This is a genomic window from Thalassospira sp. ER-Se-21-Dark (genome assembly GCF_017922435.1).
Taxonomy (GTDB): domain Bacteria; phylum Pseudomonadota; class Alphaproteobacteria; order Rhodospirillales; family Thalassospiraceae; genus Thalassospira.
Genome location: NZ_VDEZ01000001.1, coordinates 1535950 through 1556227, shown reverse-complemented (window position 1 = coordinate 1556227; position 20278 = coordinate 1535950). Strand labels below are relative to the sequence as shown.

Annotated in this window: 16 protein-coding genes; 9 read left to right on the top strand and 7 right to left on the bottom strand. The window is 56.2% G+C overall.

Annotated features, from left to right (window positions below; all coding sequences use genetic code 11):
- Positions 1 to 81: 81 nt before the first annotated feature.
- Together FHI25_RS07145 and FHI25_RS07140 are read right to left on the bottom strand one after the other, a co-directional pair.
- Entirely contained in the window at positions 82 to 1731 is a 1650-nt protein-coding gene (locus tag FHI25_RS07145; protein WP_246878924.1) for a stimulus-sensing domain-containing protein, read from the bottom strand.
- A gap of 86 nt (positions 1732 to 1817) precedes the next feature.
- The gene (locus FHI25_RS07140; protein WP_008889052.1) at positions 1818 to 2534 is read right to left on the bottom strand and encodes a response regulator transcription factor; all 717 of its coding nucleotides are present in this window, start codon (positions 2532 to 2534) and stop codon (positions 1818 to 1820) included.
- A 315-nt stretch (positions 2535 to 2849) separates the two neighbouring features.
- On the opposite strand from FHI25_RS07140, the gene FHI25_RS07135 reads away from it, so the two are divergent.
- The 6 genes from FHI25_RS07135 to FHI25_RS07110 all read left to right on the top strand — a co-directional run bounded on the left by FHI25_RS07135 (position 2850) and on the right by FHI25_RS07110 (position 11403).
- On the top strand, positions 2850 to 4565 hold the full coding sequence (locus FHI25_RS07135; protein WP_210516295.1) for an ATP-binding protein: 1716 nt from the start codon (positions 2850 to 2852) through the stop codon (positions 4563 to 4565).
- Positions 4562 to 5971 carry a sigma-54 dependent transcriptional regulator gene (locus tag FHI25_RS07130; protein ID WP_210516293.1) on the top strand — a complete coding sequence of 470 codons (1410 nt, stop codon included), beginning with the start codon at positions 4562 to 4564 and terminating at the stop codon, positions 5969 to 5971. Before FHI25_RS07135 ends, FHI25_RS07130 begins: the two co-directional genes overlap by 4 nt.
- A gap of 460 nt (positions 5972 to 6431) precedes the next feature.
- Positions 6432 to 7397, top strand: a complete 966-nt coding sequence (locus FHI25_RS07125; RefSeq protein WP_210516291.1) for a TAXI family TRAP transporter solute-binding subunit — start codon at positions 6432 to 6434, stop codon at positions 7395 to 7397.
- A gap of 31 nt (positions 7398 to 7428) precedes the next feature.
- Positions 7429 to 7905 carry a DUF1850 domain-containing protein gene (locus FHI25_RS07120; RefSeq protein WP_246878923.1) on the top strand — a complete coding sequence of 159 codons (477 nt, stop codon included), beginning with the start codon at positions 7429 to 7431 and terminating at the stop codon, positions 7903 to 7905.
- A gap of 5 nt (positions 7906 to 7910) precedes the next feature.
- Positions 7911 to 9926: a TRAP transporter permease gene (locus FHI25_RS07115; RefSeq protein ID WP_063085821.1), complete on the top strand. Its 2016-nt coding sequence runs from the start codon at positions 7911 to 7913 to the stop codon at positions 9924 to 9926.
- Between the two features lie 193 nt (positions 9927 to 10119).
- Positions 10120 to 11403, top strand: coding sequence for an MFS transporter (locus FHI25_RS07110; protein WP_210516286.1), 1284 nt, complete (start codon positions 10120 to 10122; stop codon positions 11401 to 11403).
- A gap of 166 nt (positions 11404 to 11569) precedes the next feature.
- Here FHI25_RS07110 and FHI25_RS07105 read toward each other — a convergent pair whose 3' ends face one another.
- On the bottom strand, positions 11570 to 11752 hold the full coding sequence (locus FHI25_RS07105) for a hypothetical protein (RefSeq protein WP_008889045.1): 183 nt from the start codon (positions 11750 to 11752) through the stop codon (positions 11570 to 11572).
- 138 nt (positions 11753 to 11890) lie between these two features.
- Here FHI25_RS07105 and FHI25_RS07100 point away from each other — a divergent pair, with 138 nt between their 5' ends.
- Positions 11891 to 12874 (top strand): LysR family transcriptional regulator, encoded by a 984-nt coding sequence (locus tag FHI25_RS07100; RefSeq protein ID WP_008889044.1) that lies wholly within the window; start codon positions 11891 to 11893, stop codon positions 12872 to 12874.
- Between the two features lie 16 nt (positions 12875 to 12890).
- Here the strand turns inward: FHI25_RS07100 and FHI25_RS07095 are convergent, their stop codons facing one another.
- Both FHI25_RS07095 and fmt read right to left on the bottom strand, forming a co-directional pair.
- Entirely contained in the window at positions 12891 to 13433 is a 543-nt protein-coding gene (locus FHI25_RS07095) for a GNAT family N-acetyltransferase (RefSeq protein WP_210516284.1), read from the bottom strand.
- The gene (gene fmt, locus FHI25_RS07090) at positions 13433 to 14359 is read right to left on the bottom strand and encodes a methionyl-tRNA formyltransferase (protein WP_210516508.1); all 927 of its coding nucleotides are present in this window, start codon (positions 14357 to 14359) and stop codon (positions 13433 to 13435) included. The genes FHI25_RS07095 and fmt overlap by 1 nt, the downstream gene beginning before the upstream one ends.
- Positions 14360 to 14416: 57 nt before the next feature.
- On the opposite strand from fmt, the gene FHI25_RS07085 reads away from it, so the two are divergent.
- Positions 14417 to 15406: a methyltransferase type 12 gene (locus FHI25_RS07085; RefSeq protein ID WP_210516282.1), complete on the top strand. Its 990-nt coding sequence runs from the start codon at positions 14417 to 14419 to the stop codon at positions 15404 to 15406.
- 60 nt (positions 15407 to 15466) lie between these two features.
- Here the strand turns inward: FHI25_RS07085 and def are convergent, their stop codons facing one another.
- Together def and rmuC are read right to left on the bottom strand one after the other, a co-directional pair.
- Complete coding sequence (gene def / locus FHI25_RS07080; protein ID WP_210516280.1) at positions 15467 to 15985, bottom strand: peptide deformylase; 519 nt, start codon at positions 15983 to 15985, stop codon at positions 15467 to 15469.
- Between the two features lie 160 nt (positions 15986 to 16145).
- Complete coding sequence (rmuC, locus tag FHI25_RS07075) at positions 16146 to 17675, bottom strand: DNA recombination protein RmuC (protein WP_210516278.1); 1530 nt, start codon at positions 17673 to 17675, stop codon at positions 16146 to 16148.
- A gap of 515 nt (positions 17676 to 18190) precedes the next feature.
- Between rmuC and acs the strand changes: the two genes are divergently transcribed.
- Positions 18191 to 20134, top strand: coding sequence for an acetate--CoA ligase (gene acs, locus FHI25_RS07070; RefSeq protein ID WP_008889038.1), 1944 nt, complete (start codon positions 18191 to 18193; stop codon positions 20132 to 20134).
- The last annotated feature ends 144 nt before the right edge of the window (positions 20135 to 20278 follow it).

Here is a 20278-nt window from a genome sequence, read left to right as displayed (position 1 = left end):
GCTTGTCAAACCCCAAAAGCCCGGGGCGTGATCCACTTAACCTCCCGCATAGGCATTTCGCACTTTCTGCGTTAAAAAATCCTAGTCGAGCGGCAGGCGAATGGTAAAGGTAGCGCCCTTGAGCTCGTCACGGACCACGCGATTCTGTGCACTAAGCTCGCCGTTATGGGCGGCAATGATTCGCTTGGAAATCGAAAGCCCCAAGCCCGAATGCTGCCCGAATTTCTCAGTCGCTGGGCGTTCGGTATAGAACCGGTTAAAGATCGCCTCTTCCTTGCCGGGGGGGATGCCCGGGCCATCATCCTCGACCGTGATCACCGCCCAGTTTTTATCCCGCCATGCCCGCACACGCACCTCGCCGCCCTCGGGGGTAAAGGTAATCGCGTTCGAAATCAGGTTTCTGAACACCTGTGTCAGACGGCTTTCAAGGGCCGGAACATGCAGATTTTCCGGCACCGCAACCTTGATCGGCGGGCCATCTGCATCGGCATTGTAAAGCTCGCCCAGCGTATAAAGCAGCACACCGAGATCAACATCCTCGCTTTCGGCGCGCGACAGTTCGGCATCCATGCGCGAATAATCGGAAATGTCACTGATCAGGCGATCAAGACGCTGGACATCCTCGGCGATGATTTCCATCAGGCGGCGCTGGCGTTCCGGATCCTTAAGGCGCGTGGCGGTTTCCACCGCGGACCGCAATGATGTCAGCGGGTTTTTGATCTCATGCGCGACATCGGCGGCAAACCGTTCAATCGCGTCCATACGGTCCCACAGCGTTTCCGTCATATCGCGAAGCGTGGTCGACAAATCGCCGATTTCATCGCGACGATCCGACAGATCGGGAATGGCGAACTGGCGGTTTTTGCTGCGCCGGACCCGCTCGGCCGCACGTGCCAGCCGGTTAAGCGGCCGTGTGATCACCCCGGCGAGATAGATCGACAACAACACCGTAATGCCAAAGGCAAAGACAAAGATCTTCAGGATATCAAGGCGCACCGCATGCAGGGCGTTTTCAATCGATTCGCCGCTTTTGGTCATCATCACCGATGCCAGAACCTGCTTGAACCGTGCAACCGGCACCGACACCGACAAGACCCGGCGTCCTTCGCTATCAACACGAACCACCCCGCGCGAATAGCCCGCCAAGGCTGCGCGCACTTCCGGGTAATCGGCCGCACTGGCAACCGGCGGATCGACATAAAGTGGCAAGGGTTGTTCGCCCTCAAACAGGGTCAGGATGCCATCGGTCAGTTTGCGCATGATATCGGCAAAGGCATCTTCTTCGCCGGGTGGTGGAAGCTGTTCGGCCTGAATGGTGCCCGCACCAAGTGACTGGATGCTACGACTATCAGCCAAAAGGCTGCCGTTGGTAGCGAAAAGCCGGGTGCGTGCGCCGGTAATCCCGACAAGACGGCGCACCATTTCGCGCGCCACTTCGATTTTCACCCGGTTGGTTGCATCATCACTGGAACTCACGGCCGACGTCGACAGGGCGGCGGCATACATTTCCGCCTGCACCGCCATGGCTTCCAGTTCGGAATGAATAAGTTCCTGTTTGTAGCGGCCCAGATACAAAATACCCGCCACCAGCACAAAAAGTGCCAGCGCGTTCACGGCCAGAATCCGCCAGGTCAAAGGCGAAAACAGCCCGTGGCGTTCCTCTATCCGTGTCGTCCGGGGTTCGGACGGACCTGTGTGCTGGTCGTGATCACCAGTCCCAAGATCGCTCATTCAAACCTGCAATAACCGGCCCGGGAAGCGGGCCTGCAAAAGAGTGCGCGCCGAAGCACAAAGCTCCGGCGCGTCAAAAATCCTGATCAACCTGCCACAGTGGCCGTGTCGCGGTACCGGTAACCGACGCCATACAGGGTTTCGATTTCCTTGAATTCCTTGTCGGTCTCGCGGAATTTCTTGCGCAGGCGTTTGATGTGGCTGTCGATCGTACGGTCATCGACATAGATATGTTCGCCGTACGCCGCATCAATCAGCTGGTCACGGTTTTTCACGTGCCCCGGATGTTTGGCCAGTGCCTGGATCAACAGGAACTCGGTCACGGTCAGATTAACATGCTGACCTTTCCAGCTGCACATGTGGCGCGACGGATCAAGCACCAGATCACCGCGTTGCAGAACATCATCCGACCCGTTCGGGCGAACACCGCCCGCACGCATGATTTCTGCGCGACGCAAAAGGGTGCGAATACGTTCAATCAGCAAACGCTGGGAAAACGGTTTCTTGATGTAATCATCGGCACCCATGCGCAGGCCGGTCAGTTCATCAACCTCGTCATCCTTGGACGTCAGGAAGATCACCGGCATTTCGGTTTTCTTGCGCAAATGGGTCAGAAGTTCCAGTCCGTCCATACGGGGCATCTTGATATCAAGCACCGCAAGATCAGGCTCTTCCTTCGTGATGGCATGAAGTGCCTCCGAGCCATCAGAATATGTCAGGACCTCATATCCTTCTTCTTCCAACGCCATCGAAACCGACGTCAGGATATTACGGTCGTCATCAACAAGTGCGATCTTACTCACCTGGACCTCATCTACTGGACAGATACATTTCACTCATTCGTGTGGTGACTATACAATTTACATTCCAATGTGGCGAAAAAATAACCACTTGCGGCATAATTAAGGCTTGTCGAATACAGTCGCAGTGCAATCTGTCACATCGCTGTATTTGTTGACTTTGCGCCGCTGCGGCAAATAACAATCATCGCATCAGGGTAAAATGCCCACCTGTCCCGAACGCGGGACAAACCAAATTGATCCCTGACCCGACGGGAGGTCGCGATTTTCTATTGGTTAAGCAAGTTCAGCCGTGCCAGCCTGACCGCTGCCGGGGTTTTGATTTCGACACTTGTTGTCTGGCTTGTTGTCAGTTCGACCGGCAATCTGACGATCAATGAATTGCATCGCACCGCACAGGCACGACTGGCGCTGTATGACAGTTCGCTGCGCGCGGCCGTCGATCAATATCGCTATTTGCCCTATGTCGTTGCCCGCCATCACGAAGTGATCGCTGCCATCACTGGCACCGGAACCCCCCGCACTGCGGATATGTATCTTGAACGGGTCAAACAACGCTCCGGTGCGGCCGCCCTTTATGTCATGGACAAGACCGGCATGACGGTCGCGGCAAGCAACTGGAACACACCCGACAGCTTTGTTGGCGAGGATTACGGATTTCGTCCCTATTTCAGTCAGTCGATTACCGGCGGCGAGGGATTTTTCTTTGGCATCGGGGTGACCACCGGGCGGGCCGGCCTGTTTATTTCCAATCCGATCCGCGGTGGCGATGAAATCATCGGCGTTGCGGTGGTGAAGATCGAACTCGATGAAGTCGAAAGTAACTGGCAGGAAGGCGGGGAAACCGTCTTTGTCGCCGATGAAGACGGTGTAATCACAATGACCAGTCGCGGCGACTGGAAATACCGCACCCTGTCCGAACTCTCGCCCGAGGTGCGCGGTCGGATTGTCCGCCACCAACAGTATCCCGGCAAGGAACTGGCATCCCTTGATATCGGCCAGCAACTGGCCAAGGGTACGGGCATTGTCACCATCAATTCCGAACGCTTCCTGTTTGATGACAAACACATGCAAGACAGCAAATGGCGGCTCTATTACCTGACATCGATGGATTATGTTTCCAACCGTCAGGCCGCCGCCCTGTTCATTGCCGTCAGTGGTGCCGGACTGATCATTCTGATCATCCTGTTTTTGCGTGAACGCGAACTCAAGCTCGCCTCTCAGCGCGAAGCACGCGAATTTGCCCGCATTCAGGCACTGAACATCCGGCTAGAAGAAGAAATCGCTGTCCGGCGCAAAACCGAAGAAGAACTGCGCGGCACCCAGAACGAACTGGTGCAGGCCGGAAAGCTTGCCGCCCTTGGGCAAATGTCGGCTGCCATCGCCCATGAAATCAATCAGCCGATCACCGCCATCCGGACATTCTGCGCCAGTGCCAAACTGATGCTGGAGCGCGGCAAAACCGAAAAGCTTGATCAGAATATCAACCAGATCTCCGCACTCACCGAACGCATGGGTGCAATCACAGGTCAGCTCAAAACGTTTTCGCGTAAATCCACCGGCGTGCTGGAGCCGGTTGACCTCAAGGTCGCACTTGATAACACCCTGCAACTTCTAAGCCCGCAATTGCAGCAGGAAGAATGCACGCTTGAGCGTAATGAACCCGATACGCCACTGGTGATCCAGGCCGACCTTGTGCGGATCGAACAGATTTGCGTGAACATCATCCGCAACGCGCTTGATGCTATGGCCGACAGTTCGGTCAAACGTATCCGCATTGACCTTACGCGCACCAAAACCGACGTCATCATGCAGATTACCGATACCGGGCCTGGCATGAATGAAGAAACCCTGTCGCTTTTGTTTGACCCGTTCTTTACCACCAAGGATCCGGGGCAAGGCGTGGGATTGGGACTTTCGGTAACTTATGGCATTGTGCGGGACTTCGGAGGCAGCATAAAAGCCTATAACACCGAAACGGCCGGGGCCTGTTTCGAAGTTCGCCTGCCGTTACTCAAGGGTAAAACACCGTGACGACCACCAAGCAAGTGCCACACAGTGACGCAGAAATTCAGATCACACCGCACATCATCATTGTCGATGATGACGAGGCGATGCGTATCTCGCTTGCCCAGTGGCTTGAGCTTTCCGACTTTGACGTCACGGTCTATGAAGATGCCCGAGAGGCCCTGCATGACATCAGCCCCGAATTTGCCGGGGTCATCCTGACTGATGTCAAAATGCCGAAGCTTGACGGCATTACCTTTACCCGTTCTGTGCTGGCCGCCGACCCGGACATCCCGATCATCCTGATGACAGGCCACGGCGATGTGCCAATGGCGGTCGAGGCGATGAAAAGCGGCGCCTATGATTTCGTCGAAAAACCGTTCGAGCCCAAAGACATTGTCGAAAGCCTTGAACGCGCCATTGAAAAGCGCCGTCTTGTTCTTGAAAACCGCAACCTTCGGCGTCAGATCGCAAGCCGCGGCAGCCTTGAATCCCGCCTGATCGGCAATTCGATGCCGATGCGTAATCTCAAGGATGAAATCGCCAATATTGCACCAACCGAAGTCCCGGTTCTGATTTCAGGCGAAACCGGCACCGGCAAGGAACTGGTCGCGCGTGCCATCCATGACCTGAGCGACCGGCGCGATGAAAAATTTGTCGCGGTAAACTGTGCCGCCATTCCCGAAAGCACGGCCGAAAGCGAACTGTTTGGCCATGAAAAGGGGGCCTTTACCGGGGCGGCAAGCCAACGGATCGGCTGGATCGAACATGCGATTGGCGGCACGCTGTTTCTTGATGAAATATCAAGCATGCCACTTGCCCTTCAGGCCAAATTGCTGCGCGTGATTGAACAGCGCGAAGTGGTGCGGCTGGGCTCCAACGCGCCGGTGAAGGTCGATTTTCGCCTGATCTGTGCCACCAACGAGGATCTGGTCGCCGCCGTTGCCGAACGCAATTTCCGCGAAGATTTGCTGTTTCGCATTAACACGTTCGAACTGTCCATCGCCCCCTTGCGCGAACGCCAGGATGACGTCGCGCTTCTGTTTGATATCTTTGCCGAACGGGCGGCTGAGCGGTTCGAACGCCCGTATGAACGCCTGTCTCCGGCATTGATCGCGCAACTCAGGGCCCATGAGTGGCCGGGCAATGTCCGCGAGCTTAAAAACATGGCCGAACGGTACGTTCTTCTGGTCGGAAGCCCTGAAGAACGCTTCAAACGGCTGTTCAAGGGCGGGTTCGAACCAACCAGCACACATAGCGGCGATCTCGCCCTTGCCGATCAGGTCCGCGAGTTTGAGGAACGCATCATTCGCGATGCGCTTGACCGCCATGACGGCAATGTCAAATCGGTGATGGAAGAACTCGACATTCCTCGCCGGACGCTTAACGAGAAAATGAAAAAGCTCAACATCCGGCGTGACAAACCGGCCTAAGCTATTGTTGCATTGCGATATTTTGTTAGCACCCGCAACAAATCGGCAAGAATCCGCCGATCCATTTTGGTAAATCGGCAAGATTATGCCGAATTGACAAATTGAAGCAATCTAAGTCATTGATTTGTAATTGTTAATTTTATTTCCTGTTTGGCATACTCATTGCTAATTAAAACACCAAAATGATAAACTAACAAAAATCCGAGGGAGGAAATCTGACAGCCGGTCCGGTTCGGACGGTTCAAACGGCTGACTTAAAATCATCTCTTGGAATTGGTCTTTGAAGGGTGCCCGTCTGGCTTGATCGGTCAAACATGTTGCGATCAACATCCGGCATCTTCGAAAACCCAAAAACAACAGGCCCGGTTTACAGGCCGCCAACGAACGTGAAGACCCAAATTGTTTTACGATCTCTTGGATCTATTCGTCGCTTAAGTGTTTAACCCTAGGGAGGACTATCATGAAGCTCCGTACCCTGCTCACCGCAGCAGCCGCAGCCATGATGCTGACCGTCGCACCCGCGTCGGCACAGCAACTGTCAATCGCAACCGGTGGTACCGGTGGCACCTATTATCCGTATGGCGGTGGCCTTGCGGAACTGATCACCAAATACATCGACGGCACCAGTGCCGTTGCCGAAGTCACCGGCGCATCTGTTGAAAACATGGGCCTGATTGCCCGTGGCGACAGTGACATTGCAATCGGTCTGGCTGATACCGTTTATGCTGGTTACACCGGCACCGGTAAATTCGAAGGCCGTACCCTTGATAACGTTCGCGCTCTGGCGTCGATCTATCCGAACGCTGTTCAGCTCGTCACCATGGCCGACAGCGGCATCAACGGCCTTGCCGACCTTAAAGGCAAGCGCGTTTCTGTTGGCGCACCGGGTTCGGGTACCGAAGTTTCGGCACAGACCCTGCTTGCTGCTAACGGCATCACTTATGATGACATCGAAGAACAGCGCCTGAACTTCAACGAAACCGCAGATGCCCTTCGTGATGGTGACATCGATGCCGGTTTCTGGAGCGTTGGTCCGCCCACCAGCTCGATCCTGAACCTCGCGACCACGCGTGAAATCAAACTGATCGCGCTGACCGACGATGAAATCTTGGCTGCCCTCGATGCAGAACCGACCTTCGCACCGTACGCCCTGCGTAAAGGCGTTTACGAAGGTGTAACTGCACCGGTCAACACCATTTCGACCCCGAACGTTCTGTTCGTGAACGAAGAAATGGACGACGAACTGGCTTATCAGATCACCAAGACCCTGTTTGAAAAGGTCGACGAACTGATCGCCATCCACCCGGCAGCAAACGACACCACGGTTGATTTCGCTCTGAACTCGACCCCGATCCCGATGCATCCGGGCGCACTTCGTTACTACGAAGAAACCGGCATGCCGATTCCGCCGAAGCTGATCAAGTAAGATGCTTCTGCAAAAGTTCGGGCGGCCAGCAATGGCCGCCCTTCTTCTCCTGATCACGGCATGTGCTGGCCCGGCCTATCAGGATCACGTCAAACCCGGCACCGTTATTGATCATCTTGAGGTGATCGGTGCGGACGGGGCGCTTCTGGCCAGAACCGAAATTCCGCGTCAAACCGGCTGGTGCCTGTATTGGAACCATTCTGTCACCGGTGATGGCGTGATTGACTGTTATGTAGACGATCTTGGCAAGATGGTTCTCCATCGCGCCTATCAGCCCGACTTCGCGGCGGGACTTGGTCATTATCCCGGTCGCGGTATTCTGACCAGCGCAGAAGGCGGCGGATACTGGATCGAAGATATCGACGAACCTGTGCGCGGCAATGCCTATGTGTTGCGCGTCGGCTCAGTTGCGGTGAACCACCGCATCGTCACCGACCGTGACGAAATCAACCTTTCAAAGATGGCTGAACACACCCGTGTCACCATCCGCCTTGATACCGGGGAATAAATTTCATGTCCGAACAGGCAACGCTGCCATCCATGACGGATAGATTGCCACAGCCAAAACTAGTTCTGTGGGCAATCTCGATCGTCGCAGTCGCACTCTCTTTGTTCCAGATGTATGGCGCAGGGATCGAACCGCTTGGCCTGTTCTATCAACGCAGTATTCACCTTGCGTTCGTGATGTTCCTGGCCTTTTTGATGTTCCCGATTTTCGGCAGCAACAAAAAGCGCGGCTTCCTTGGCTGGGTGATTGATCTGGCCTTCCTGGCCGGCGCCTTTACCACGGGCTTCTATCTTACGTTCTTTCTTGATGAAATTATCAACCGCGCCGGTTTCTGGAGCGAAACCGACCTGATCATCGGCGTGATTGCCACCGTCACCGTGCTGGAGGCTAGCCGCCGTGCAGTCGGCCTTGGCATGACCGTGATTGGCATCGTTGCCATCATTTACGCCCTGTCGGGTCCGCGCGGTGCGCTGCCATGGGTTGGTGAATGGCTTCCGGGCATTCTTGCCCATCGCGGCAACGATGTTGATCGCCTTGTCGGGCAACTTTACCTCGGTCAGGAAGGCATTTACGGCCTGCCGATGGGGGTTGCTGCGACCTATATCTTCATGTTCGTTCTGTTTGGCGCGTTCCTTGAAGTCACCGGTGCTGGCAAATTCTTTATCGATATGGCCTATGCTGCCACCGGCAAAAAGCCGGGTGGCCCGGCCAAGGCCGCCGTTCTGGCATCGGCCGGTATGGGATCAATCAGCGGCTCAGCCATTGCCAACGTGGTCACCACGGGTGCCTTTACCATTCCGCTGATGAAAAAGCTCGGCTACCGCCCGGCACAGGCGGGCGGTGTTGAGGCTGCGGCATCCACCGGTGGTCAGATCACCCCACCGCTGATGGGGGCGGGTGCGTTCCTGATTTCCGAATATACCCAGGTGCCGTATCTCGACATCGTTCTGGTCTCGATCTTCCCGGCGATCCTGTATCTCGGCACGGTTTATCTGTTCGTGCATATCGTTGCCCTGAAACAGGGCATGCGCGGCATGCCGGTCGAAGAGCTTCCGGACTGGAAAGAAGTTCTCAAGGAAGGCTGGCAGTTCATCCTGCCGCTGGGCATCCTGATTTACCTGCTGGTCCTTAACATCTCGCCGATGCGGGTGGGCTTCTGGGCCATTCTATCGGTGATGGCGGTTGCCGCCCTGCGTTATGCGCTGTGGTTCTTCTTTGTCGCCCCGCAGCAGGGTGAAAAACCAAGCCACGAAAAACTGGTCGCCGCCATCCGAAAGGGCATCGCGATCACCATTGCCGCCCTTGAACTTGGTGCCAAAAACGCCGTTGCCGTCTCGATGGCCTGTGCAGTTGCCGGTATCATTGTCGGCGTGGTTGGCGTGACCGGTCTTGGCCTGAAATTCTCGTCGATGATGATCGCGTTTTCGGGTGGCAACATCGTTCTGGCGCTTGTTCTGGTACTGATCGCAAGCCTGATCCTCGGTATGGGTCTGCCGGTTACGGCATCCTATATCGTTCTGATCGTTCTGGTGGGTCCGGCCCTTTCGAACGAGTTCGGCATTCCGCTTCTGATCGCGCATCTGGTGGTGTTCTGGTACTCGCAGGACAGTAACGTGACGCCGCCGATTGCACTGGCGGGCTTCGCGGGGGCCGCAATTGCCAACGCCAGTCCGATGGAAACCAGTATTCAGGCATGGAAGTTTGCCAAGGGTCTCTATCTGATCCCGGCCTTCATGGTCTTCAATCCGGAAATCATCGAAGGCGGTTCGATCCAGATCGTCCTTTGGACCGGCTTTACCGCGATCCTGTGTCTGGTCGCCTTTGCCGCCGCCCTTGAGGGCTATCTGTTTGCCCCGATGGATGTGCTTTCACGCATCATCATCGTTCCGGCAACTATCGGCGTGTTCTATCCCGACATCCGGGCAGAAATCGCTGGCACGATCGTCCTTCTTGCGGTTCTGGCCTTCAACTGGTGGCAGGGTAAAAAGAACACCCCGACACCGGCAGTCGCCGCAAGCTAAACCATCTCCGTCCCGACGAAAGTCAAAGCCCGCAAGTGTAACGCTTGCGGGCTTTTTCTTTGCCGCCTTCCCGGGCGACCTGATCCCATCCCACCCATGCGGGCAGGTAGACAGCTGTTCACACGCCAGATACATTCCTCATACTATTTAAATCTTAAATCACGCGCCCCACTCACACCTCGCCGGAATCCGCATGCAGTTTTTGATCTTGCTTCGCCAAGCACCCCGCCAACTTGCCTTTGGCGCGTTGCACAGTTTTGGCTCCTCGTTCGGGCAGACGTTTCTGGTCGCACTGTTTGTACCCTTCATCTCGGCAAGCTTGGCACTCAATGAAACCGAATTTGCCAATATCTATGCCGGGATCACCATTGCCAGTGCGCTGTGCCTGCCGGTCGTTGGCCGCTGGATCGACAAGGTCGATATCCTGTCCTACAGCCTTGCCACCATGGCGTTACTCGCACTTGGCTGTGTGATGATTGCGCTCGCTGGCAATGTCTGGATGTTGATTGCCGCCCTGTTTGTATTGCGTCTGGCTGGTCAGGGATTGATGAGCCATGTCAGCATGACCGGTATCGCGCGCTATTTTTCGCGTAGTCGCGGACGGGCGCTGGCGATTGCCAGTTTCGGCTTTCCGCTGGCAGAGGCGATCATGCCCGCCACCTTGCTGGCGCTGATTGCCGCCTTTGGCTGGCGATATACCTATGCCGGGTCAGCGGCGTTTATTCTGCTGGTCCTGCTGCCGGTTGCGATCTGGCTTATTCGAAGCGATGCAAAATTCCGCAAGGCGCCCACTAAATCAACCGAGTCGGCGACTGCACCCGACACGAACAATGCGGATCACGCCGAGTCCCCGACAGACACCAGCCAAAGTGATCACCCCCGCCTGTTCAAATCACTTTATGTCTGGTTCTGCATGCCGATGCTGGCCGCACCCCCCTTGATCATGACCGCGCTCTTTTTCCATCAGGGGGCGATTTCCAACAGCAAGGGGATCGAGCTTGGCTGGTTTGCCGCCGGGTTTACGGTGTTTGCCATTACATCGGTGCTGGGCGCGTTTGGCAGTGGTCCGCTGATTGACAAACATTCGGCGCGCCGCCTGTTTCCCTGGCATCTGATCCCGATGATGGTTGGCATTGCCATTTTGGCGCTCACAACCACGCCGTGGGTGATCCTGATTTACATGGGGCTGGTCGGCATTACGGTGGGGTTTGCCACCACCTTGCGCACCGCCATCATCCCGGAACTGGTGCCACTTGATGAAATCGGTGCTGTGCGCAGTACGCTGACCGCAGTCATGGTGCTGGCCTCGGCCATCGGCCCGGCGATTTATGGCTGGATGTTTGCTGCCGACATGTCGATTGCCACCATGCTGGTCGTGACCCTTATTGCCGCCGCCATCGTCAGCCTGGGGTCATGGTTCTCGGAACGGCCGGGCTTTTACATGCCGCCCAACATCGCCCCCAAAGAGGCCGATTAGGCAAAAAAATGGCCCGGATCACAAAAGTGACCGGGCCAGTCGGGAAAACAGCGTCAAATAGGGAGGAAGACGCTAGATAGAAACCGTCGTCATAGTCCCTGCCTGCGGGAGCACCTCTTGGGGAGGAAATCAATCGGCGCTCAACCGCATGCAGTTAGGTCGTCAGTTAGGCAGCACCGCCAACGGTGCCGGCCGGATGGTTTACGTCGGCTGATTTCTCGGAACCTTTGAACAGGTTACGGAAGAAGGAGCCTACGAATTCAGCGCGGAGCTGCTGACCTTTACGTACACCTGCCTCGATTTCGGTGGTGGAGATGTAACGGGTGGTGATTTCTTCGTAAGTGGCCATGGTGACCTCCTAAAATTTCGTTCGTTGCGACGCCGTGTCGCTCTCGATGAACTCAATCTAATTTCCTTTACGGGGAAAGAGAATTACCTCAATATGCACATTACTTGTGAATGTCCGTCATAAATAGGAAAGCTGAATATGGATCGCGCCGCGGAAATGGAAATCTTTGTCCATGCAGTCGAGGAAGGAAGTTTCTCGGCCGCTGCCCGGACAATGCGTCTGTCACCGTCAGCTGTTTCGAAATACATCTCGCGCCTTGAAGATCGTTTGGGTGCCCGTCTTTTGATGCGCACCACCCGTCAGCTCAGCCTGACCGAGGAAGGCCGCGCCTTTTATGAGCGCGCCCGCACGATCCTAAACGAGATCGAGGAAGCCGAAGAAGTCGTCACCCAGCTTTATGCCGCCCCGCGCGGCACCCTGCGCATCAACGCATCGGTCGCCTTTACCAAAATGCAGGTCGTGCCACTGATCCCGGAGTTTTTGGCGCGCTATCCCGATGTGCGGATTGAGCTGACGCTTGATGACAAATTCACCGATCTGGTCAACGATGGCTATGACCTTGCCATTCGTCTCTCGGCACTCGAAGACTCATCCCTGATTGCGCGTAAATATGCGGTCAACCGCCGCATGATTGTCGCATCGCCGGAATATCTCGAAAAGAACGGTATCCCGCGTAAGCCGCAGGACCTTGAAAACCATAACTGTCTGCATCTGTCATCCCGCGAAAGCTTCAACGACTGGCACTTTGAAACACCCGATGGTCACGTCGCGTTCCGCGCACAGGGCTCGTTCTCGGCCAATGACGGTGATGTACTCCACGAAGCTGTTCTGGCCGGGCTGGGCATGGCGCGCTTGGCCGAATATCTGGTGCATGAAGATATCCGCACCGGTCGCCTGACCCCGGTTCTGACTGAATATGTCCATGATCAGGCGTGGATTTCGGCGGTGTATCCGCACAAACGCCACCTGTCGCCCAAGGTGCGTGCCTTTGTTGACTTCCTGGCAGAAAAATTCACCCCGGTCCCGCCGTGGGAGCTTGGCTTCCGCGATGCGCGTGCGGTGCGCCGCAACAGTGACGGCACCACCGACACCAGCAAAACCGCCCGTGATGTTGGCAAATAACCGATAGGCACCCGGCCTAGAAGCCGAGCGCCTTCTGATAGGCCGCGAAGTCAAAGCGGAACTGCCATTCCGACGAATTGGAAAGATCATCCAGAATGCGGCTTTCGCCTGTGCGCGCAAAGCCGCATTTTTCATAGAACCGATGCCCGGCCTCAAACCGCGTATCGGTCCACAACATCACCGCTTCGCATTCTGGATGCGCCTGTCCCAACCAAGCCAACGCCTTGGCCATCAGTTTTTGTGCTATGCCGCGCCCCCGCACAGCCGGATGCAGATAAACCTTGTGCAGTTCTGCTTCGCGGGTTGTGGCATCATATTTGACGCCAAAACAGCCCATAACCCGATCCTGATCGTCCACCGCAACCCAGATCCGGCCGTCACCGGCCTTGAAGTCATCGGCAATCGCATCAAGTTCGGGGAATTCGGCGGCGCGATCGAACACGCAGCCGGGATAATCGGCAAACACCAGCGCGATCAGTTCGGCAATGCCATCGCCATCGCGGTTAAAGGCCGGCCGGATCGTCACATCACCACCCGTATGTGCCGTGATATTTGCCATCAGCCGAGCTTTACGCCCTTGGCAAGCTTGTCATAACCGCGCAGCACCGCGTCGGTATCCATCACCGATTTGCCCGGACGCTGAATCCGGGTCGGGCGCAGCGCGCCGGTGCCACAGCCAATCGTCAGCTTGTCATCAAGGATCTCGCCCACCGGGCCCGATTGATCAATCACCTCGGCCGCCTGCACCTTGATGCGTTCCTTACCGAGCTCGAAATATGCCCCTGGCCAAGGGGTAAAGGCGCGGATTTTGCGCTCGAGTGCAGCGGCATCATCGGCAAAATCAAGCTTGGCCTCGGCGCGCTCCAGCTTTGCCGCGTAGGTCACGCCCTCTTCCGGCTGCTTGGTGGCAACAAGCTCCCCCTTGGGCAGCTTTTCAAGCGCCTCGACAATCATCTTCCCGCCAAGTTCCGCCAGATCATCATGCAGGGCATTGGCATAGGTTTCCGCCGTGATCGGCAATTCGCCAACTAGCAACATGTCACCGGTATCAAGCCCGACATCCATCTGCATGATGGTGACACCGGTCGCAGCGTCACCGGCCAGAATGGCGCGCTGGATCGGCGCCGCTCCGCGCCAGCGCGGCAGAAGCGACGCGTGAATATTCAGGCAGCCAAATTTCGGCGCATCAAGAATGGCTTTCGGCAGGATCAGGCCATAGGCCGCCACCACCGCAACATCCAGATCAAGATCGGCAAAAGCCTGCTGTTCCTCGGCCGATTTCAGCGACACCGGATGGCGGACCTCAATCCCCTGATCAAGCGCCCAGGCATGCACCGGGCTTGGCGTTTCCTTGTGCCCGCGGCCGGCCGGGCGCGGCGGCTGTGAATAGACGCAAACCACGTCATGACCCGCCGCCACCAGATCCTTCAGCGCCACAAGGGCAAAGTCCGGGGTTCCCATAAAGGCAATGCGCAGCTTGGTCATATCAATCCCATTCATCTTTTGACTCTTCTGGCGGCAATTTGGCGTTATCCTGCCCAAATGACAAGCCAAGCCTTACTTCAATCGCCGAAATACCCGGTCAGACATATCTGGCACGCAGACTGGAGCCTATCGCCCACGGGCCGCTGGGTCGCCAAAGCCAGCCGCCGTGACACCGGCTGGCAAATCCACGCCATCGAGCCGGTCGGGATGCTCCATCAATTTCGCCAATCGCTTGCCGCGCATGGCAAGAAGGATGCGCTCTGGCTTGGCCTTGATATGCCGATCGGTTTTTTGGATGCGTGGTATGATGGCGCGAATGTCAAAGACTTCATGTCCATGCTGGGGTTGCTTGAAACCGATGAATGGCAGGAATTCTTTGATGTCTGCCAATCACCGGATGAAATCCGGCATAAGCGCCCTTTCTACCCGCAAAGCTCCGGCATCAAGGGCAGCGTAAAACGCGACGATTTGATCAAGGCACTGGGCCTGACCGATTTCGATGCGCTTCATCGCGCCTGCGAATTCCCAACCACCCAACGCAACGCCGCCTGCCCGCCCTTCTGGACGCTTGGTGCCAATCAGGTCGGCAAGGGCATGCTGCATGGGCTCAAAAACCTGATCATGCCGGGTGATGCCGATGGATTTAACATCTGGCCGTTTGCGGGCGACCTTGAAGCCTGCAGCAAATCCCACGGCGTCACCCTGATTGAAACCTATCCCGGCGAAATTTATGGCTGGTTTACTGATACAAGTGAGTTGACTAAATCAATTCAAGACAGCCGGAAGAAATACCTGCACAAGCTCCGCGATGCCGCCCAAACCAAAGGCATTGAAATAAGTCGTGCCGTCTGGGACGACATCAAGGATGGCTTTGGACCGGATCACGGCAAGGATGATGCCTTTGACGCCCTGATTGGTGTGATGGGTTTGATCGAAATTGCCGAGGGGCGCCGCCCTGAACATCTGCCCCGCACGCCAAGCATACTGGAACGCGAAGGCTGGATCGTCGGGCTTGATCCGAACGACATCAAACCCCGCAAATCTTAGCTCACGCAAAACAAAAGGGCCGGAAAACCGGCCCTTTGCATACGTTTCTGATCAGACGTCTCAGGCAGACTTTTTAGTCTTCTGCAGCTTCTGGACTTTTTTCAGGATCATGTTGCGCTTGAGCGTGCTCAGATAATCGGTGAACAGAACGCCATCCAGATGATCGATCTCGTGCTGGATGCAGGTCGCAAGCAACCCGTCTGCCTCGATCTCGTGCGTTTCGCCGTTTTCATCCATATAGCGCATGCCGACTTCAGCCGGGCGTTCGACATCGGCATATTGTTCCGGGATCGACAGGCACCCTTCCTGATAGATCGAGGTTTCCTCAGATTCCCAGATGATCTCCGGATTGATCAACTTCAGCGGTTCCGGCTTGTCCTTGTCATCGGACACATCCATGACCACCACGCGCTTCATCACCCCGATCTGCGGTGCCGCAAGGCCAATGCCTGGTGCCGCATACATGGTTTCGAGCATGTCATCGAGAAGTGTCTTGATCTCATCATTCACGGCTTCGACCGGTTCGCATTCCTTTTTCAGGCGCGAGTCTGGAACGATAAGAATTTCACGCAGGGCCATGGGTCTCTGATCCGGTTTCAATCGTAGTTCGGTAACTGATTATAGCGAATTTCGCGCTTCGAGATAAGGTCTCCCCACGCCCAAGTCAAGCAAACAGCCCGATTTACGCGTGATGGCTGCCATGTCGCGCACAAGGGATCTCGGCCAAAACCGGTTTGGCTTAATCCCTGGCGTCTGGCGTCACATCCGCGTCTGCCGTCGCATCCTCTGGCCCAGCCAGCAATTCCGTCTTGGTGATTTCGCGCACGTGGGTTTCCGACGGAGAAGGTTCCTCGATCATGCGGTCATCAGAGACGATATGCTTTTCCTTGAGCTTGCGCGCCGACACCAGAACCGATCCTTCGAGTGACCCCAGCGTCTTGTTGTAATGCTTCACCGTACTTTCAAGCGATTTTCCCATCGATGAGAAATGCTTGGCAAGCGCGCCCAGACGATCATAAAGCTGCAAGCCGATTTCACTGATATCGCGTGCGCTTTCGGCCAAGGCTTCCTGTCGCCAGCCATATGACACGGCCTTAAGCAGGCCCAGCAAGGTCGTCGGTGTTGCCAGAATGACCCCGTCGCGGAAGCTGTCCTCAATCAAACGCGGGTCACGTTCAAGGGCGGCCGAGAAGAAGCTCTCACCGGGCAGGAACAGCACGACAAATTCCGGACTGTCGACCGACTTCCAGTATGATTTTTTCGAAAGATCGGTGATCACCTTGCGCACATTGGTGACATAGGTCGCCATCAAGGCTTCGCGGCGATCCTCGTCATATTTCTCGTCAATCGCCTCAAGATAGGCCGATGTCGGGGCCTTGGCATCGACCACGATATTCTTGCCGCCCGGCAGGTGAATGACCATGTCGGGTTTCTGAACACCTTCGTCGGTGTTGAAATGCACCTGTTCGTCAAAGTCGCAATGCTTGAGCATCCCGGCCAGTTCGACAATCCGCTTGAGCTGCAATTCGCCCCACTTGCCCGACACCGACGAACTGGACCGCAGGGCAGAACTCAGCGTCTGGGTTTCCTTGGACAATTTGTGTTGCGATTGCACCAGGGTCCCGACCTGTTCACGCAGCTCGCCGTAGGCTTCCTTGCGGTTTTTTTCAAGTTCGTTAACCTTGGTATCAAAGGCTTCAAGCCGTTCGCGGATGGGTTTTACGATCCCGTCAATGGCCTGCTGGCGTTTTTCAAGATCACCCTTGGCCCCTTCCTGCAGGCGGGAAAAGTTTTCGCGCGCCAGCTTCATGAACTCGTCGTTATTGACCTTAAGCGCATCGGACGACAGCGCCTTGAAGCTATCAAGCAGCTTGGTCTTGGCGTCTTCCAGCATTTCGAGCTTTTCCTTGGCCGCCTCGCGCTCTTTCTCAAGCGCGGTTTCAAGCTCGGACCCCTTTTCGCGCCAGTGGTCAAGGGCGGTGCGAAGTTCCTTCATTTCGGCTTCAAGAACCGGCACCCGGTTGGCCGTGGTTTCAGCAATGGCCCGCTTTTCCGATGCCTCGGCAAGCTTTTCACGCATCTGTGCCACCTCGGTCGCAAGATCGCGCCGGGTATTGTCCGCATGTTCAAGCTGGGACGCCAGAAGGGCTGTGCGCGACTCCGTCTCGGCTTCTGCGGCATCCTTGATGCGCTTGACCATCATGATGCTAAAGACAAGTGCCAGAACAGATGCGCCAAGCGCCCCTGCTGCCAAAGAAATCGGATCCATTATCCCACCATTTGATTACGTGCTGGCTTCTTTGTATCTGTTTTGTTCCGTCAAATCCAGAACCGAACCAAGCTGGCCCCACATCCGCATACAGAAAAAATGTAATCGGCTTCACTGGCGAAGCCCGAAATTTCGGATATATTTCAATTGGATAAGGGAACAGAACCAAGGATCGGCACCCAAGGGCGGCCAATGACGACGACCATGCCTGCCAGTGCGGCAAACGTACACCAACCAACGCGCACCCGGCCAGGCCCGCCCCCGTCTTAAGTTGTATTCCCTCAATACTCTCTGCGCACTAGCATAGGGCGCAAGCGACAGGAGTAACTTTGCCGTGCCCGCCCCCTTTGAACGGGACCGATCACACACCGGACCGGGCAGCATGGCAAAGCAGGTTCTGAACCGCACCGAAATTACCGCATCGGACGGATGCCTTTTTCGAGCCCGTTGGAAAAGTCATCGAAAGCACCCCGGTGCCGACCTAGAGACCACAGGAAACGAACAAGAGGCCACATATGTCTGCGAACGTTTATCCCGTACCTGACGACATCGCGAAGGGCGCTTTGATCGACAAGGCAAAATACGACGCCATGTACAAGCAGTCGGTCGAAGACCCGGAAGGCTTCTGGGGCGAACACGGCAAACGCATTGACTGGATCAAACCCTATAAAACCGTCAAAAACGTCAGCTACGACGCCAAAGACCTCTATATCAAATGGTATGAGGACGGGACGCTCAACGTCGCGGCCAACTGCCTTGACCGTCACCTTGAAAAGCGCGGCGATCAGACCGCCATCATCTTCGAGGGCGATGATCCCAACGTCTCAGAACACATCACCTATCGCGACCTTTATGAGCGCACCTGTCGTTTCGCCAACGCGCTGAAATCGATGGGCGTTGCCAAGGGTGATCGCGTTGTCATCTATCTGCCGATGATCCCAGAGGCCGCGGTTGCCATGCTGGCCTGCGCGCGTATCGGCGCGATCCATTCCATCGTCTTTGGCGGCTTCTCGCCCGAGGCATTGGCTGGCCGCGTTGAAGACTGCGGTGCGAAAGTCGTCATCACCTCGGACGAAGGTCTGCGTGGTGGCCGCTCGGTCCCGCTGAAACGCAATGCGGATGAGGCCCTGTCGCATCCGGGTGTCAAATCGGTCGAGAAAATGGTCGTCGTCAAGCATACCGGCAAGGACGTTGCCTGGAATGATGCGCGCGACGTTTGGTATCACGAAGTTTGCGAAGCAGCCTCCACAGACTGCCCGCCGACCGAAGTCAATGCCGAAGACCCGCTGTTTGTCCTTTATACCTCGGGCTCGACCGGCAAGCCGAAGGGTGTTCTGCACACCTCGGGCGGTTACCTCGTTTATGCATCCATGACCCATGAATATGTCTTCGACTATCACGAAGGCGATATTTACTGGTGCACGGCTGATGTCGGCTGGGTCACAGGTCACAGCTATATCGTTTATGGTCCGCTGGCCAATGGTGCCACGACCCTGATGTTTGAAGGTGTTCCGAGCTATCCGGACGCATCGCGCTTCTGGCAGGTTTGCGAAAAGCACAAGGTCAACATCTTCTATACCGCACCAACCGCGATCCGTGCCCTGATGCGCGAAGGCGAAAGCTTTGTGAACAAGGCTGATCTGTCGTCGCTTCGCATACTCGGTTCGGTGGGTGAGCCGATCAACCCGGAAGCCTGGGAATGGTATTACGAGCATGTCGGCAAAAAGAATTGCCCGATTGTCGATACCTGGTGGCAGACCGAAACCGGCGGTATCCTGATTACGCCACTGCCGGGTGCGACCGACCTGAAACCGGGTTCGGCGACGCTTCCGTTCTTTGGTGTCCAGCCGGCCTTGCTTGATAACGAAGGCAAGGAACTAACTGGCGCAACCGATGGCAACCTTGTCATCAAGGACAGCTGGCCGGGTCAGATGCGTACGGTCTATGGTGACCATGAACGCTTCATCCAGACCTATTTCAGCACGTTCAAAAACGTCTACACCACCGGTGACGGTGCGCGTCGTGATGATGATGGCTATTACTGGATCACCGGCCGTGTCGATGACGTGATCAACGTATCGGGTCACCGCATGGGGACTGCCGAAGTTGAAAGCGCACTGGTCGCCCATTCCAAGGTGGCCGAGGCCGCCGTGGTCGGCGTTCCGCACGACATCAAGGGTCAGGGCATCTATGCCTATGTCACGCTTAATGCCGGCGAAGAACCGACTGACGAGCTGCGCGCCGAACTGGTCAAATGGGTCCGTAAGGAAATCGGCCCGATCGCAAGCCCGGACTTCATCCAGTGGTCGCCGGGTCTGCCGAAAACCCGTTCGGGCAAAATCATGCGCCGCATCCTGCGCAAGATTGCCGCCAACGAATATGACCAGCTTGGCGACACCTCGACCCTTGCCGATCCGGGTGTTGTCGATGACCTGATCGATAACCGCCAGAATCGCTAAGGCCTGAACTCCGGCGACGATAAGTCTCCAGATACCCTTACACGGAAAGGCCCCTGCCAATGGCGGGGCCTTTCTTGTATCCGGGCTGCAATCAGGACTGTAATCCGGATCGCTTCCGGGGCTCGACGTAAGGCCGTATCAAGG